Raw genomic sequence first — 15,275 nt, 5'->3', positions numbered from 1 at the left:
ACCCACATGAGTCGCATCGCCTTCATCGGTCTGGGCAACATGGGCGGGCCGATGGCCGCCAACCTCGCGAAGGCCGGCCATGCCGTGCGCGCCTTCGATCTCAGCGCCGAGGCCGTGGCCGCGGTCGTCGCCGCAGGTGCTACCGCCGCCGGCAGCGCCGCCGATGCGGCGACCGATGCCGAGGTGGTGATCTCCATGCTGCCGGCCAGCCGCCACGTCGAGGGCGTCTATCTTGGCGAGGACGGCCTGCTGGCGAAGATCCCCGCCGGCGCGCTGGTCATCGACAGCAGCACGATCGCGCCGGCTTCGGCGCAGAAGGTTGCCGCCGCGGCCGCCGTGCGCGGGCTGCAGATGATCGACGCGCCGGTGTCCGGCGGCACCGCCGGCGCGCAGGCCGGCACCCTGACCTTCATCGTCGGCGGCAGCGTGGAGGCACTGGAACGCGCGCGTCCGGTGCTCGAGGCCATGGGCAAGAACATCTTCCACATGGGCGATGCCGGCGCCGGCCAGGTCGCCAAGCTGTGCAACAACATGGCGCTGGGCGTGATCATGGCCGCCACCGGCGAGGCGATCGCGCTCGGCGTCGCCCACGGGCTGGACCCGAAGGTGCTGTCGCAGATGATGGCGGTGAGCACCAGCCGCAGCTGGGCGACGGAGGTCTGCAATCCGTGGCCGGGCGTGCTGGAGAACGCGCCGGCCTCGCGTGGCTACAGCGGCGGTTTCGGCAACGACCTGATGCTCAAGGACCTGGGCCTGGCCGCCGAGGCCGCGGTCGGCACCGGCGTGCCGGTGCCGCTGGGCGAGCTGGCGCGCAACCTCTATGCGCTCAACAGCACCGCGGGCAACGGCGGGCTGGATTTCTCCAGCGTGGTCAAGCTGACCCAGCGCAGGCAGTAGGTCGGCCCCACGCGGCCGACGCGCGCGGTGTTGCGGGGTCGCGGGGGGCAGCCCGCCGAGGCTTGGCCGCGCGCCCTGGCGTCGGGGGCGTGGCCCCGACCTACGCCATGAAGGGCAGTCCGGTCAGCAGCCGGAGAAGATGCGCGCTTCGATCGTGGTCAGCGGCAGCCAGTGACCGCCGCGGAGGCTGTCGATACGGATGTGCACCCGGTCGATCTCGACCATGGCCGCGTTGGTGTCCTCGCGCCACAGCGCGATCGCCCATTCGCCCAGCGTCTCGAACCCCGGTTCGACGCCGTTGCGGATCGCCTGCTCCATCCGCGCGCGCGGATACGCCGGATAACAGGTTTCCTGCGCCGGTGTCGGCACTGGCAGCACGAAGGCGGAGGCCCCTGACGGCGTGGCGTCGATCCAGCCGGACACACAGCCGGGCAGGGCGACGGCGACGCGTTCTGTTTCCCCGACCGTCATACGGGTATGGAACTGCACCTGTACGCGGTAACGGCTCGTGTCTTCGTCGCCCTCGTTCTCGCCGCCCTGGAGCACCAGGGTCGCGCCGTCGGGCCGGAACCCGCCCGATGCGAGTTCCATCTCGAAGGCGAGTGTCGGCGGCAGCGACGTGCCCGCATCGTCGTGCCGCCAGACGGTCACCGGCGCATCGCCGGCAGTGGGTGGCAGCAGCGTGATCGCCTGCAGGGCCGGGCCGGTATTGGCGCTTGTGGCTGCGCCGGCCAGCAGCAGGCAGATGCCCAGCACTGCGTCTTGCCGTTTCCATCCGTGCGGCCGGGCCACCCGGTCGTCCCGCATGCAGCACGCGGCCTGCTTGCCGCCACCGGACGCCCGCATCCCGCACCGCCGCCGCGCCATGACCCGCATCACCGCCGCGCCTTGCGCGTGTACTCGGCGAAGATCGCCAGGGTTTCTGGGCTGACGTGGTGCTCGATGCCCTCCGAATCGCGGCGGGCGATGTCCTCCGGTACGCCGAGCGCGACCAGGAATGCCTCGACGGTCCGGTGGCGCTCGCGGCTGGCCGCGGCCAGCGCCTCGCCGGCATCGGTCAGGAACACGCCGCGATAGGGGCGCTGCACCGCCAGGCCGTCGCGGACCAGTCGCTTGAGCATCTTGGCCACGGTCGGCTGGGCGACGCCCAGGCGCGCGGCGATGTCGACCTGGCGGGCCTCGCCGCCGTCGGCGATCAGGTCGGAGATCAGCTCCACGTAGTCCTCGATCAGCTCCGAGCGGTGCGCCTCGCGGACCTGGCGGAAGCTCTCGACCTGGACCTTGGCCTCGACCAGTGCCGGCGGCCGGGGCTTGCGTCCGCCCGCTGGCGACGTCTTCGACATTCGGTTCACGCTTCCGGATCGGCTGGAACGGCATTGTCGCGAATCGGCGGCCGTCGCGCAGCGGCGCCTGCGCCCGTGCGCTTCAGGCCATTGATTTCCGGCAGGCGGGCTGTCCCGTCCCGGTCGCGATCGGCCGGCGCGTGTTCCCCGGGGTGCCGCCGCATCCCGGCGTCGGCGCATCTCCCGCGCAGGCGTCCGCCGCGACTGTCTCCACGCCGCCTTCACGCGCACTGACGGCGCGGCGCGGCAACATCGATCCCCCGGCAGGGACCGCGCCCGGTCGCCGGCCGGCAGCCGCAATCCGTCCAGCGCCGAGGCCAGAGATGTCCGCACCCGTCAGCAATGTGCGTCCCGACTGGGACCAGGTCATCGTCGACATCGTCGACTACGTGCAAGGCTTCGAGGTGACGTCGGAGCTTGCGTTCGAGACCGCGCGCAACTGTCTCATCGACACCCTCGGCTGCGGCCTGGAGGCGCTGTCGTATCCCGCGTGCACCAAGCTGCTGGGCCCGCTGGTGCCCGGTACCGTGGTGCCCGATGGCGCGCGCGTGCCCGGCACGCCGTACCAGCTGGACCCGGTGCAGGCCGCGTTCGACATCGGCGCGATGGTGCGCTGGCTGGACTTCAACGACACCTGGCTGGCGGCCGAATGGGGCCACCCGTCCGACAACCTCGGCGGCATCCTCGCCGTCGCCGACTGGATCAGCCGCGGCAACGTCGCCGCCGGCAAACCGCCGCTGACGATGCGTGCGGTGCTGACGGCGATGATCAAGGCGCACGAGATCCAGGGCTGCATCGCGCTGGAGAACAGCTTCAACCGCGTCGGCCTCGATCACGTAGTGCTGGTCAAGGTCGCCTCGACCGCGGTGGTCGCCGGCCTGCTGGCGCTGCCGCGCGCGCAGATGCTGGCGGCGGTGTCGCAGGCCTGGGTCGACGGCCAGGCGCTGCGCACCTACCGGCACGCGCCCAACACCGGCTCGCGCAAGAGCTGGGCGGCGGGCGATGCCACCAGCCGCGCGGTGCGGCTGGCGTTGATCGCCCGCACCGGCGAGATGGGCTGTCCGGGCGCGCTGACCGCGCCGGTCTGGGGCTTCTACGACGTGTCCTTCGGCGGCCAGCCGTTCCGCTTCCAGCGCGGCTACGGCAGCTACGTGATGGAGAACATCCTGTTCAAGATCAGCTTCCCGGCCGAGTTCCACGGCCAGACCGCGGTCGAGGCCGCGGTCACCGTGCACCGCCTGCTGCGGCAGGCCGGCCGCCAGCCTTCGGAGATCCGCCACATCCGCATCCGCACCCAGCAGGCCTGCATCCGCATCATCGACAAGCAGGGGCCCCTGGACAATCCGGCCGACCGCGACCACTGCATCCAGTACATGGTCGCGGTGGCGATCCTCAGCGGCGGCCTGACCGCGGCCGACTACGAGGACGACGTGGCCCGCGACCCGCGCATCGACGCCCTGCGCGCGAGGATCGATTGCGTCGAGGACCCGCAGTTCACCGCCGACTACCACGACCCGGACAAGCGCAGCATCGCCAACGCGCTGCTGGTCGAGTTCGACGACGGCAGCGCACTGGACGAAGTGGTCGTCGAATACCCGCTCGGCCATGCCCGCCGCCGCGCCGAGGGCATCCCGCTGCTGGAAGCCAAGTTCCGCACCAACCTCGCGCGCCAGCTCACGCCCGAAAAACAGGCGCGGATCCTTGACGTCTCGCTGGACCAGGGCCGGCTGGAGGCGATGCCGGTCAACGAATACGCGGATCTCTATGTCGTCTGAGAGGCTGAGCGTCTTTCGCCCGTTTATTGCGACCGCCGCCGAACGCCCGTGGTGGCGGCCGCGGATCGTCGCCCTCATCCCCCGTAGGTCGGCCCACGCGGCCGACGTGCGCGATGTCCGGATTCACGAGGTGTCGGGGGCGTTGCCCCGACCTACGCTCTGCGGTCATCTGGCGCGCCAAACGCCCTTGGTTTCCGTCCATCGCGCCTTGCCACGGACGCCCGGCGACGGCCTCGCGACGGCGTTCGATTGACGCTCAACCTCTGAGTACGCCACCCGCGGTGCCGCCGGGTTGCAGGCGCCGCCTACAGGTGCCGGCTGACCGCCTGCGCCACCTGCGGCGGCGACTGGAAGCCCGGCAGGCGCGCGGCCTCGGCGCCGTCCTTGAACAGCGACAGCGTCGGCGTCTGGCGCAGGCCGAGATCGCGGAAGAAGTCCTCGCCGACCACTTCCATCTTCACCTTCAGCAGCGCGATGCCGTCGGCGTCGGGCGTTGCGGCGAATTTCTGCAGCGACATCTCCAGCATCTTGCAGCCGGGGCAGTTGTCCTTGTAGTAGTCCACCAGCAGGCGCGGATGCGCGGCCAGCGCGGCGGCGTAGTCGTCAGGGGTCGAGGCGTGCAGGGTCTGCATGGGGCGTGTTCTTGTCGATGTGGTCGGTACAGGTCAGGACGTGGTCGGTCCAGCGTTCGATCTTGCGGGCATCGCGTTCGCCGTGCGGCATCTGTTCGATCTCCAGCCGCGGGTAGCGGGTGCCGAAGAACGTAGCGATGCGCCGCACCGCACCGCAATAGTATTCCTCGCCCCACTGTGTCTCGCCGGTGCCGAACACCGCCAGCCGCTGCGGCTTGCCGACCGCGTCCACCAGCTCGGCGATGAAGCGCTTCATCTCCGCCGGCGTGCGGCCCGCGTTGTCGGTCCAACTGCCCAGCAGGTAGAGGTCATGCTGCGGCCGGTCGGTGACATCGGCCAGTGTCTGGATGTCGGTCTCGACCCAGGTCACCGCATGCCCCAGCGCCTCGCAGCGCGCCCGCACCATCCGCGCCACGTCGCGGGTGTTGCCGCTGAGCGAGGTGAAGGCGATGAGGATGCGCATGGGGGCGGGATTCGGGATTGGGAAATCGGGATTCGGAAGAGCGGCGCTCGCGGGATCGGATGCCTTTCCGAATCCCCAATCCCTAATCCCCGATCCCGGCCCTCACAAATCGTCGAAGCCGTTGTCCGAGTTGGTCTTCTTGTACGACGCATTGCGCATCTCGAAGAAGTCGGTCTTGGTCTCGGTGAAGTTGTCGGCGTAGGCCTTGATCCACGGCATGACGTTGTCGGTGGTCTCCGAGTACAGCTTGTCGATGCCGAGCATGCCGGACATCTTGTTGGCGCGGTACTTCACGTAGCGGATCATCTCGTCGACGTCGATGCCGTCGATGCCGTCGAGCACCTCGCCGGTCCACTGGGTCTCCAGGTCGATCGCGTGCGAGAACGCCTTGTGCACGTAGTCGGTGAGCTCGTCGGTCTGCAGCTCGGGGTTCTCACCGACGATGGCGCGGATCACCTCGCTGATGAACTTGGTGTGGGCCAGTTCGTCGCGGTTGATGAAGCTGATGATCTTGCCGGTGCCGGTCATCCGGTTCTGGCGCACCAGGTTGTAGAAGTAGGCGAAGCCGGAATAGAAGTTGATGCCCTCCAGGATCGAGGACTGGATCAGCGAGCGCAGCAGGGTCTCGGCGGTCTTCTCGCGCATGAAGTCGTCGTACGATTCCATGATCGGCGCGTTGCGCGCGATGATCGTCGGGTGCGTGCGCGCGATCTCGAACACGCGGTTCTGGTTCTGCAGGTCGGTGATCGAGGCCAGCACGTAGCTGTAGCTCTCGTTGTGGATCACTTCCTGCTGGCCGATGATCGCGGCGTTGGCGTGCGCGGCCGGGTCGGTGATGTACTCGGCGACGTTGTAGATGAAGCGCGTCTGCGGCGAGTCCAGCGTGGCCAGCAGGCCGATGATCGAGTCGTAGGCGTTCTTCTCGCGCGCCGAGAGCTCGCCGTACTGCTTGGCGTCGCCCTTCATGTCGACCTCGTCCGGGATCCAGAAGTTGGTCGAGAGTTCCTTGTAGGCGCGGTAGAACGACGGGTACGGGATGTCGTTCCAGTTGAGGATGCCGCTGGTGGTGCCGTTGATGATGCCGGTCGAGCGGTTGGGGTGGCGCGGCTCGAGGATCTTGATGCGGTCGAGCGGGGTGGAGGTGACGGCCATGTGTGGAGTCTCGTGAGTCGGTCTTGATCCCCTCTCCCGCGTGCGGGCATTGCGCCCTTCACGGGTGAGAGGGGTTGGGGTGAGGGCAGGCGGTCGAACGACCTGAAAGCGCCCTCATCCGCCCCTTCGGGGCATCTTCTCCCTAGGGGAGAAGGGGGCGGGCCGCGGCATGCTCGATCAGCTCGAACACCACTCGCATTCCGCGATGTCGATGTCGTTGGAGCGCACGTAGTAGGTGGTCTTCATGCCTTCGCGCCATGCGGTCATGTGCAGCTCCAGAAGGGTGCTGGCGCGGATGGTGCTGGGCACGTAGAAGTTGAAGCTGATCGCCTGGTCGACGTGGCGCTGGCGGCGCGCGTTCTGGCGCACGCTGGCGAACTGGTCGACGTGGTAGGCGCCCTTCTCGTAGTAGGGCCAGGTCTCGAGGTTCAGGCCGGGCGCGGCGACCGGGCGGCGGAAGTCCTTCTTCTCCTCGTAGTAGAACGCGGAGTAGATCGGGTCGATCGATGCGGTGGAGCCTGCGATCTGCGCGGTCGACATGTTCGGCGCGACCGCCATCAGCCAGCCGTTGCGCACGCCGTTGACGCCGACCTGCGCGGCCAGGTCCAGCCACTGCGGGCTGTTGTAGTCGCGGGCGCGGAAATACTCGCCGTTGTGCCAGTCGCTGCCCTGGAACGCGCTGTAGGCGCCCTTCTCCTTGGCCAGCTGCATGCTCGCCTGCACGGTCAGGTAGTTGATGCGCTCGTAGAGTTCGTCGCTGTAGTCCTCGGCTTCCTTCGTGTTCCAGTGGATGCCCTTCTGCGCCAGCAGGTGATGCCAGCCGAAGGTGCCCAGGCCGATGGCCCGGTACTTCTGGTTGGTGATCGTGGCCTGCGGCACCGGCAGCTGGTTGAGGTCGATGACGTTGTCGAGCATGCGCACCTGGATCGGGATCAGCCGCTCCAGCACGTCGGTGATCAGATCGCTCTGCCCGGCCTGCGGCACGATGGCGCGGCCGAGGTTGACCGACGACAGGTTGCAGACGACGAAGTCGCCGGCCTGCTTGGTAGTCACGATCTGGTTGCCGGAGATGATCTCCTGCATCATCCGCGTCGGACTCATGTTCTGCAGGATCTCGGTGCACAGGTTGCTGGAATAGATCCGGCCGGCGTGCTTGTTCGGGTTCTTCCGGTTCACTTCGTCGCGGTAGAACATGAACGGGTTGCCGGTCTCCAGCTGGCTGACCATGATCCGCTTGAAGATGTCGATGGCCTTGATCGTCTTGCGCGAGATGCGCTCGTCGGCCACGACTTCCTCGTACTTGCGGCGGAAGCTGCCGTTCGGGTCGCCCTTCTTCTCGTCGAAGAAATCCTGCAGGTACCAGCCCTTGATCCGGTGCACCTCGTGCGGGTCGAACAGGTACCAGTCGCCGCGGCGCTCGACCGCCTCCATGAAGATGTCGGGGATGCACACCGAGGTGAACACGTCGTGCGCGCGCAGGCGCTGGTCGCCGTTGTTCAGGCGCAGGTCCAGGAACGCCTCGATGTCGCGGTGCCACACGTCCAGGTAGACCGCGACCGCGCCCTTGCGCTGGCCGAGCTGGTCCACCGACACGGCGGTGTTGTTGAGCTGCTTGATCCACGGCACCACGCCGCCCGAGGAATTGGGCACGCCGCGGATCGACGAGCCGGAACTGCGCACGTAGCCCAGGTAGGCGCCGACGCCGCCGCCGCCCTTGGACACGCGCGCGATGTCGGTATTGGAGTCGTAGATGCCCTGCAGCGAATCGTCGACGGTGTCGATGAAGCACGACGACAGCTGGCCGCCGACCTTGCCGGCGTTCTGCAGCGTCGGCGTGGCCACGGTCATGTACAGGTTCGACAGCGCCCAGTAGGCCTCGCCGACCAGCTGCATGCGGCGCTCGCGGCCGCCCTTGCCGGCGCCGCCCTCGTTCTGCATCAGGTACAGCGCGATGGTCAGCCAGCGCTCCTGCGGCAGCTCGTAGACCGCGCGCGAGGTGTCGGTGGCCAGGTAGCGCGTGGCCAGCAGGTACAGGCCGTTGTAGGCGAAGAGCTTGTCGCATTCCGGGTCGATCATCTTCCCGGCCTCGATCAGCTCCTCCTTGGAGTAGCTCTTGAGGATGTCGTTGGAGTAGACGTTGCGGTCGGCCAGGCTTTCCTGCAGGCCGACGTAGGAGCCGTACTTCTGCTCGGCGTCGTAGAAGCGGTTGCGGCTGGCGCGCTTGTACAGGCGATGCAGGTACAGGCGGGCGGCGAAGTGCTCCCAGTCCGGCGCGGTCACGTCCACGCGCGCCTCGGCCTCGCGGATCAGGTGGTCGACCAGGTCGTCGGCGTTGACCGCGTCCTTGCGCTCGACGAAGCCCAGCACGCTGCGCTTGTAGTCGGCGATGTCCAGGTGCGGGAACTCGGCGTGCACGCGGTCGATGCTGCGCTCCAGGCGCGCGCGGTCGTAGGGGATCCGGCGGTTGCCGGCTTCCTTAGTGATCCAGGTGGAGACGTCGCTGGTGTCGGGTACGGTCGTGGTCGGCATTGCACTGGCTAGTGGGGGCGACGGGATGGCGTCGTCCTGGTCGGAAAGGGGCGCGGCCGCGGCGGGTGGGGCGGCGGGGGCGGTCGTCGTTCGGAGTGTATCGGTCGGGGTGGCGCTGTCGGTGGCCGCCGGTGCGGTCGCGAGGGTGTCGTGGCTGGTCATTCGTCCTCCATGCGTGGCGCACACGGCCGGCCTGCCCGCGCAGGGTCCGGTGGCTGTCGGACCGGGCTTCAGGATGAAAAGCCGGTGTCGCAAGGGCCGCGACCACGGTGCCGGAGCATGTGGCCGCGATCCCGCTTCACCGACCCTCTCCCCCCGGAGGTCCTGCAGCCGGCACCGCGCGTCGTGCTTCGCGCGGTTGTCGGCAGGTCTTCGGACTCATGGGCGCGGGGCGTCCAATTACCGCTGCGGGGCAGTGCCGGAATGGCCTTGATGGGGCGTCACCGTCTTCCCGTTTTAATCCGCTGGACTTGGGGTCCGCGGAACCGACCGGCCCAAGATAGTGGGGTGGGGCGGGCGCGTCAACGCTAAATCTGGTGTCCTGGCGCCAGGCGCGATCTGAATGCGTTCGGCCGCTGTCAAGCCCGCCCGCGGGCGCCGGACAGGCACATCCGGGTGCGCCAGGCAAGCGCCATCGCGGCTTCCGCGCGGCGCCGTGGATATGCGGTTCAGGCATGTGCCCGTCACGAATCGGCATAACAAAACACATCTATCCGCATAGACGGATGAATGGCAGCTGCCTAGAGTCCTCTGCACGTGACGCACCGGCGCGGGGAAGGCGCCGGGGCGGTCGATGCTCCCACTCCCTTGGCAGGAATCCGCATGTCCATCCCGCTGCATGCCGCGCGTCGCGGCCGCCTGCGCCGCACCGCGCTGTCCCTCTCGATCGCCCCGCTGCTGGCCGGCGCGTCGCTCGCCGCACTGGCCGAAACGGAACCGGAGGCGTCCCCGCAGGCGGCCGCGACCCAGGCCGCCCAGCTCGATACGGTCAGCGTGACCGGATCGCGCATCGCGCGGGCCGACTACGTGAGCAGCAGTCCGCTGACCACGGTGACGGGGGAGGCCATCGAAGAGACCGGTGCGGCGACCATCGAAGAGGCGCTGAACCAGCTGCCGCAGCTGGGGCTGGGCGCGAACAAGACCAACGCGGGCTGGGGCGGTACCGGCCAGGCGACGCTGAACCTGCGCGGCCTCGGCGCGCAGCGCAACCTGGTGCTGCTGGATGGCCGCCGCCTGCAGCCGGCGACGACCGACAACGTGATCGACGTCAACAGCATTCCCACCGCGCTGATCTCCGGCGTCGAGATCATCTCCGGCGGCGCGTCGGCCGCCTACGGGTCGGACGCGATCGCCGGCGTGGTCAACATCCGGCTCGACGACCGCTTCGAGGGCGTGCAGCTGGACACGCAGTTCTCGCAGTACGGCGCGGGCGACGGCGACACCACCGACGTCGCCCTGACCTTCGGCGGCAACTTCGCCGACGGCCGCGGCAACGCGGTGCTGTCGCTGTCGTGGACCGAGCGCGAGGGCGTGGACTTCATGTCCCGCGCCTTCTTCCGCCGCCATCCCGGCGGTACCGACTTCCGCATCCAGACCGGCACCTACGAGTTCGGCGCCAACCTGCCGACGCAGGCGGCGGTGGACGCCGTGTTCGCCGGATACGGCGCCGCGCCCGGACGCGTCCCGGTGACGCCGACCACGTACCTGGGCTTCAACGACGACGGCACCCTGTTCGCCGCCAACAAGGGGCCGTTCAACTGGCGCGGGCCCGACGGGCAGTTGAACGACACCGGCACCCAGCTGAACAACCTCAACCAGTTCTCGCTGCTCCAGGTGCCGCTGGAGCGGCATTCGGCGTTCGGCCGCGTCACTTTCGCCGTCAGCGACGACGTGCAGGCCTATGGCCAGTTCCTGTGGTCGAGCCTGAGCAGCTACGTCGCCGCCGAGGCCGGCAACACCGGCATCAACGTGCCCGTGGACAACCCGTTCATCCCGGACGACCTGCGCGCCATCCTCGCCTCCCGCCAGGACCCGGACGCGGACTTCCGCCTGCACAAGCGCTTCCAGGAAGCCGGTCCGCGCACCTTCGAGCGCGATTTCGACACCTGGCAGTTCCTGGTCGGCGTGAAGGGCGGGCTCGACGCCATCAACGGCACATGGGACGTGTACGCCAGCAAGGGCAGCACCCAGGTCAACGAGGTCAACAACGGGGCGGTGGTCATCGATGCGCTCGATGCGCTGGTCCGGGCGGCCGACGGCGGCGCCGGCCTGTGCGCGGGCGGCTACAACCCGTTCGGGTTGACGGTGCTGTCGCCCGAATGCCGCGACTACCTGGTCGCGGCCACGGCGAGCAGCACGCGCTTCGACCAGGAGGTGCTGGAAGCCAACCTGCAGGGCGGCCTGTTCGACCTGCCCGCGGGCGAGGTCCGTTTCGCGGCGGGGCTGGGATGGCGCCGGAACAGCTACGAGTTCCTGCCGGACCGGTTGCTGCGGCAGGGCGGCATCGTCGGCGTGCCGGCCAGGGGACCGAGCTCGGGCAGCACCAGCGTGCGCGAGGCCTACGTCGAGGCACTGGTGCCGCTGCTCTACGACAGGCCGCTGGCCCATGCGCTGGACCTCGGGCTGGGCTACCGCTACTCGGACTACGACGTCTCCGGCGGCGTGGATACCTACAAGCTGGACTTCAACTGGGCGCTGACGCCGGGCCTGCGCCTGCGCGGCGGCTACCAGCGTGCGGTCCGCGCGCCCAGCGTGGGCGAGCTGTACGTGGCCGCGGAAACCGAATCCAACAGTTACGGCCTGGTCGCCAATGGACAGGGCGACCAGTGCGAGGCCGGCAGCCCGTTGCGCAGCGGCGCCAATGCCGCCGCGGTGGAGGCCCTGTGCCTGGCGCACGGCGTGCCGGCGGCGCTGCTCGACAGCTACATCGACACCCAGCGCGAATCGCTGGCGACCCGTGCGGGCAATACCGGCCTGTCGCCGGAGCGCGCGGACACCTACACCGTCGGCGTGGTCTGGACGCCGGAGGACACCGGGTTCTCGCTGGCGGCCGACTGGTTCGACATCAAGGTCGAGGACGTGATCGGCACCCTGACCTCGGCCCAGGTGCTCGCCGCCTGCTTCAACCAGGACGGCTCCAATCCGGACTACTCGGTGGACAACTTCTATTGCGCGCAGATCGCGCGCAACGCCGACACCGGCCGCATCGACAACATCGACAAGCCCACGTTCAACATGGGCAGCCTGCGCACCAGTGGCGTCGACGTCCAGCTGGACTGGCAGCGCGAGCTCGGCAACGCGGGGCGGCTCAGCGCGGGCTCGGTGCTGAGCTGGGTCGACCGCTACGAGACCCAGTCGGTCAGCGGCGGCCCGGTCTACGACTACGCCGGCACCGTGGGCACGCTGCCGACCTGGAAGGCGACATCGACGGTGCGCTACGCGCAGGGGCCCGGGAGCATCGGCCTGCGCTGGCGCTACCTCGGCGCGATGGAGCATTCGTCCAAGGTGCTCAATCCCGCCTCGACCACGCCCTCGGTGCCGTCCTTCAGCTACTTCGACCTGTTCGGCAGCTGGAGGCTGGACGAGACGTTCTCGTTCCGCGCCGGCATCAACAACCTGCTCGACAAGGCGCCGCCGCAGGTCGGCGGCACGCCGGGCGCCACCCACAACAGCACCTACGACATCTACGGGCGCCAGTTCTTCGTCGGCGTCACCGTGAAGCTCTGATTCCCGCCACATCCACCGCAAACACGAAGGACACATTCCATGAACAAGAAACTCCTCGGCGCCATCGTCGGCTTCGGCCTGCTGGTCCTGGGCATCCAGACCGCCGCGGCACAGGCACTGGCGGGCCGCCAGCTGCCCGACAAGCCACGCGTGGGCATCGGCTACTACAAGGTGCCGCCGGGCAAGCACGACGAATGGCTGGCGCTGTACAAGCAGTGGCACCGGCCGATCATGGACGCGCAGATCGAGGCGGGCGTCACCCTCAGCAGCACCGTGTACGTGCTCAGCAGCCACCAGTTCAATGGCGACTACGACTTCGCCATCGTCAACGTGTCGCCGGCCGAGCCGCGGTCGCTGGGCATCTCCCGCGGCGAGTTGATCCAGAGGCTGTTCCCCGACATCGAGGCATACGTCGCCGGCGAGAAGCGGCGCTGGGAACTGACCGTCAACCATGCCGATACCAGCCTGGTCGAGGTGGACATCACCGAGGAAACGCCATCGGTGTACTACCCGATCATCGACGGCAGGATCGTCAGGTAGACCACAGGTGCGGGCGGGCCGGCGCGGAAGCGTCCGGCCTTGCCATTGCAAGGGGATCGACGCCCGCGGCCGTCAACCGCGGTGTTCGCGCAGCAGGTACTCGGCGCTGCGCATCTCGATCAGGCGCGAGGCGGTGCGCTCGAACGCGCCGGCCAGGCGTTCGCCGGCGTAGAGCAGTGGCGGTTCGGCGTCGGCGGTGCAGACCAGGTTGACGCTGCGGTCGTAGAGCTCGTCGATCAGGGTCACGAAGCGGCGCGCGGCATCGTCGCGGTGGCCGTCCATGACCGGCACGCCGCCGACCAGCACGGTATGGAACTCGGTTGCGATGTGGATGTAGTCGCTGGCACCGCGCGGGCCCTCGCACAGGGCGTCGAAATCGAACCAGACCATGCCGGTGCAGCGCGCCCGCACCGGGATGCGGCGGCCGTCGACCTCGATGCCGGCGTCGCGGTGCGCGTCGTCGCCGCCGAGCTCGTGCCAGCGCGTGTCCAGCCAGGGATCGGACTGCGCGTCGAGCGGGCTGCGGTAGACCGGCGAGCGGGTCAGCGCGCGCAGGCGGTAGTCGGTGTCGCTTTCCAGGTAGAGCACGTGGCAGTGGCGCTCGATCAGCGCGATCGCCGGCAGGAAGCGCGCGCGCTGCAGCCCGTCCCGGTACAGGTCCTGCGGTGCGGCATTGGACGTGGTCACCAGCACGATGCCCTCGGCGAACATGCGCTCGAGCAGCCGTGCCAGCAGCATCGCGTCGCCGATGTCGCTGACGAAGAACTCGTCGAGCACCAGCACCCGCAGCCGCGCCTCGCGCCAGCCGCGCACGATCGCCGCCAGCGGATCGCGTTCGCCGGCATGTGCGCGCAGCGCCTCGTGGACCTCGCGCATGAAGCGGTGGAAATGGGTACGGCGCTTGCGGCCGAGCTTCGGGTCGGGGGGGGCGATGCCCGGACGGCGAATGGGGGCAGGTTTTGCAGCCGGTTCGCCCTCACCCCACCCGGTATGCCGCGGCTCTGTTCCTTCTCCCGCATGGCGGGACTGGGCGCCCTCGGGGTGGAAGGTGCCCGAAGGGCGGATGAGGGCAGGCTCTGCAGTCGGTTCGCCCTCACCCCACCGTTCGCCTTGCGAACGGTCCCCCCCTCTCCCATGCGATGGGAGAGGGGCCTCGGTCGGGCCTTCGGCCCGGAGTACTTCGAGGGGCAAACCGTCGTGGAACAGGTCGATCATGAAGGTCTTGCCGCGCCCGACGCCGCCCCACAGGTACAGCCCGGGGATCGCCTCGGCAGGGTCCGCGCCCAGCAGCCGGCCGAGCATGCCGCGCCTGGGCGGCGGCGTGGTCAGCGCACGGTGCAGGCGGTCGAGTTCGGCCAGCGCGGGATGCTGCGCCGGATCGTCCTGCCAGTCGCCGCGGGCGACGCCGTCGGCATAGCGCTGCGACGGCAGCGGCCACGCGCTCATCGCCGCCTGTCCCCACCGACGCCGATGCCGGCATCGGACGAGTGCCGCGCACGCGCGGATGCGCCGGCCGTCGCCGGGGTCCCGTGACCGCCGCGCATCAGGCGGCCGGATCCGGCAGGTAGGCGCGTACGCCGTTCTTGACCGCGCCGCGCAGGTCCATCAGCTTGCGGTGGAAGAAGTGGCTGGTGTCGGGCATGCGCACCAGCTCGGCCTGCGCACCGCTGTCCTCGAGCCAGCGGTAGACCGCCTCGGGGTCGACGATCTCGTCGGCCTCGCCCTGGATCACCAGCCACGGGCAGGTCGGCAGCACGATGCGGTCGAAGTCCCAGCGTCCGGCCGGCGGCGCGATCGAGATCAGCAGGTCGGGCTTGAGCGCATCGGCCGCGCGCAGCGTCACGTAGGCGCCGAAGCTGAAACCCGCCAGCCACAGCCGGTCGCCCGGGCGCTGCGCCCGCACCCAGCCGACCACCGCGGCCACGTCGTCGATCTCGCCGATGCCGTGGTCGAACACGCCGTCCGACGCGCCGGTGCCGCGGAAGTTGAAGCGCACCGTGGTCGCGCCGAGTTCGCGCAGCGCGCGCGCGACCATCGTCACGACCTTGTTGTGCATGGTCCCGCCCTCGGTCGGCAGCGGGTGGCAGACCACCGCGACCAGCGGCAGCGCCGGCACGTCGGCCTCGGGCAGATCGACGGCGGCTTCGAGGGCGCCGCCGGGGCCGGGCAGCGTCAGCGGCCCGGATACGGTGGGGAAGGTGGGGACATCCATGCACCG

At 69.2% G+C, this 15,275-nt stretch carries 11 protein-coding genes, 2 pseudogenes and 1 riboswitch; of the genes and pseudogenes, 4 read left to right on the top strand and 9 right to left on the bottom strand.

Translation table 11 applies throughout. The features are described 5' to 3' along the window. Window positions 1-6: 6 nt before the first annotated feature. Window positions 7-897, top strand: coding sequence for a 3-hydroxyisobutyrate dehydrogenase (mmsB, locus tag LDO26_RS15290; RefSeq protein WP_232131959.1), 891 nt, complete (start codon window positions 7-9; stop codon window positions 895-897). 123 nt (window positions 898-1,020) lie between these two features. Here mmsB and LDO26_RS15285 read toward each other — a convergent pair whose 3' ends face one another. Both LDO26_RS15285 and mntR read right to left on the bottom strand, forming a co-directional pair. Further along, on the bottom strand, window positions 1,021-1,773 hold the full coding sequence (locus LDO26_RS15285) for a hypothetical protein (protein WP_232131958.1): 753 nt from the start codon (window positions 1,771-1,773) through the stop codon (window positions 1,021-1,023). Then, window positions 1,773-2,240, bottom strand: coding sequence for a manganese-binding transcriptional regulator MntR (gene mntR / locus LDO26_RS15280; protein WP_232131957.1), 468 nt, complete (start codon window positions 2,238-2,240; stop codon window positions 1,773-1,775). Before mntR ends, LDO26_RS15285 begins: the two co-directional genes overlap by 1 nt. A gap of 323 nt (window positions 2,241-2,563) precedes the next feature. On the opposite strand from mntR, the gene LDO26_RS15275 reads away from it, so the two are divergent. Beyond that, window positions 2,564-4,015: a bifunctional 2-methylcitrate dehydratase/aconitate hydratase gene (locus tag LDO26_RS15275; protein WP_232131956.1), complete on the top strand. Its 1,452-nt coding sequence runs from the start codon at window positions 2,564-2,566 to the stop codon at window positions 4,013-4,015. Window positions 4,016-4,320: 305 nt separating this feature from the next. Here LDO26_RS15275 and LDO26_RS15270 read toward each other — a convergent pair whose 3' ends face one another. The 4 genes from LDO26_RS15270 to LDO26_RS15255 all read right to left on the bottom strand — a co-directional run bounded on the left by LDO26_RS15270 (window position 4,321) and on the right by LDO26_RS15255 (window position 8,953). Continuing rightward, entirely contained in the window at window positions 4,321-4,647 is a 327-nt protein-coding gene (locus LDO26_RS15270; protein WP_232131955.1) for a thioredoxin family protein, read from the bottom strand. Next, entirely contained in the window at window positions 4,619-5,110 is a 492-nt protein-coding gene (locus LDO26_RS15265; RefSeq protein WP_232131954.1) for a flavodoxin, read from the bottom strand. The genes LDO26_RS15270 and LDO26_RS15265 overlap by 29 nt, the downstream gene beginning before the upstream one ends. A 102-nt stretch (window positions 5,111-5,212) precedes the next feature. After that, a complete protein-coding gene (locus LDO26_RS15260; RefSeq protein ID WP_232131953.1) occupies window positions 5,213-6,262 on the bottom strand; it encodes a ribonucleotide-diphosphate reductase subunit beta in 1,050 nt (349 codons plus the stop codon). Between the two features lie 177 nt (window positions 6,263-6,439). After that, window positions 6,440-8,953, bottom strand: coding sequence for a ribonucleoside-diphosphate reductase subunit alpha (locus LDO26_RS15255; protein WP_232131952.1), 2,514 nt, complete (start codon window positions 8,951-8,953; stop codon window positions 6,440-6,442). Window positions 8,954-9,137: 184 nt separating this feature from the next. Continuing rightward, window positions 9,138-9,296: riboswitch (cobalamin riboswitch) on the bottom strand. A 317-nt stretch (window positions 9,297-9,613) separates the two neighbouring features. Between LDO26_RS15255 and LDO26_RS15250 the strand changes: the two genes are divergently transcribed. Further along, the gene (locus LDO26_RS15250; RefSeq protein WP_232131951.1) at window positions 9,614-12,517 is read left to right on the top strand and encodes a TonB-dependent receptor domain-containing protein; all 2,904 of its coding nucleotides are present in this window, start codon (window positions 9,614-9,616) and stop codon (window positions 12,515-12,517) included. 39 nt (window positions 12,518-12,556) lie between these two features. Then, window positions 12,557-13,057, top strand: a complete 501-nt coding sequence (locus tag LDO26_RS15245) for a hypothetical protein (protein WP_232131950.1) — start codon at window positions 12,557-12,559, stop codon at window positions 13,055-13,057. A gap of 72 nt (window positions 13,058-13,129) precedes the next feature. Here the strand turns inward: LDO26_RS15245 and zapE (LDO26_RS18335) are convergent. From zapE (LDO26_RS18335) to LDO26_RS15235, 3 genes and pseudogenes are all read right to left on the bottom strand, one after another. After that, window positions 13,130-13,963, bottom strand: a pseudogene (zapE, locus tag LDO26_RS18335) (cell division protein ZapE); the annotation flags it as partial. 282 nt (window positions 13,964-14,245) lie between these two features. Then, window positions 14,246-14,503 (bottom strand): annotated as a pseudogene (zapE, locus tag LDO26_RS18330) (AFG1/ZapE family ATPase); the annotation flags it as partial. Window positions 14,504-14,600: 97 nt separating this feature from the next. Then, window positions 14,601-15,269: an alpha/beta hydrolase gene (locus LDO26_RS15235; RefSeq protein WP_232131948.1), complete on the bottom strand. Its 669-nt coding sequence runs from the start codon at window positions 15,267-15,269 to the stop codon at window positions 14,601-14,603. Window positions 15,270-15,275 lie beyond the last annotated feature (6 nt).

It is taken from the genome of Proluteimonas luteida (assembly GCF_021191695.1).
Taxonomy (GTDB): Bacteria; Pseudomonadota; Gammaproteobacteria; order Xanthomonadales; family Xanthomonadaceae; genus Luteimonas; species Luteimonas luteida.
Note: the sequence above shows the minus strand (reverse complement) of the source record. Positions and strands in the feature narration are given on the sequence as shown.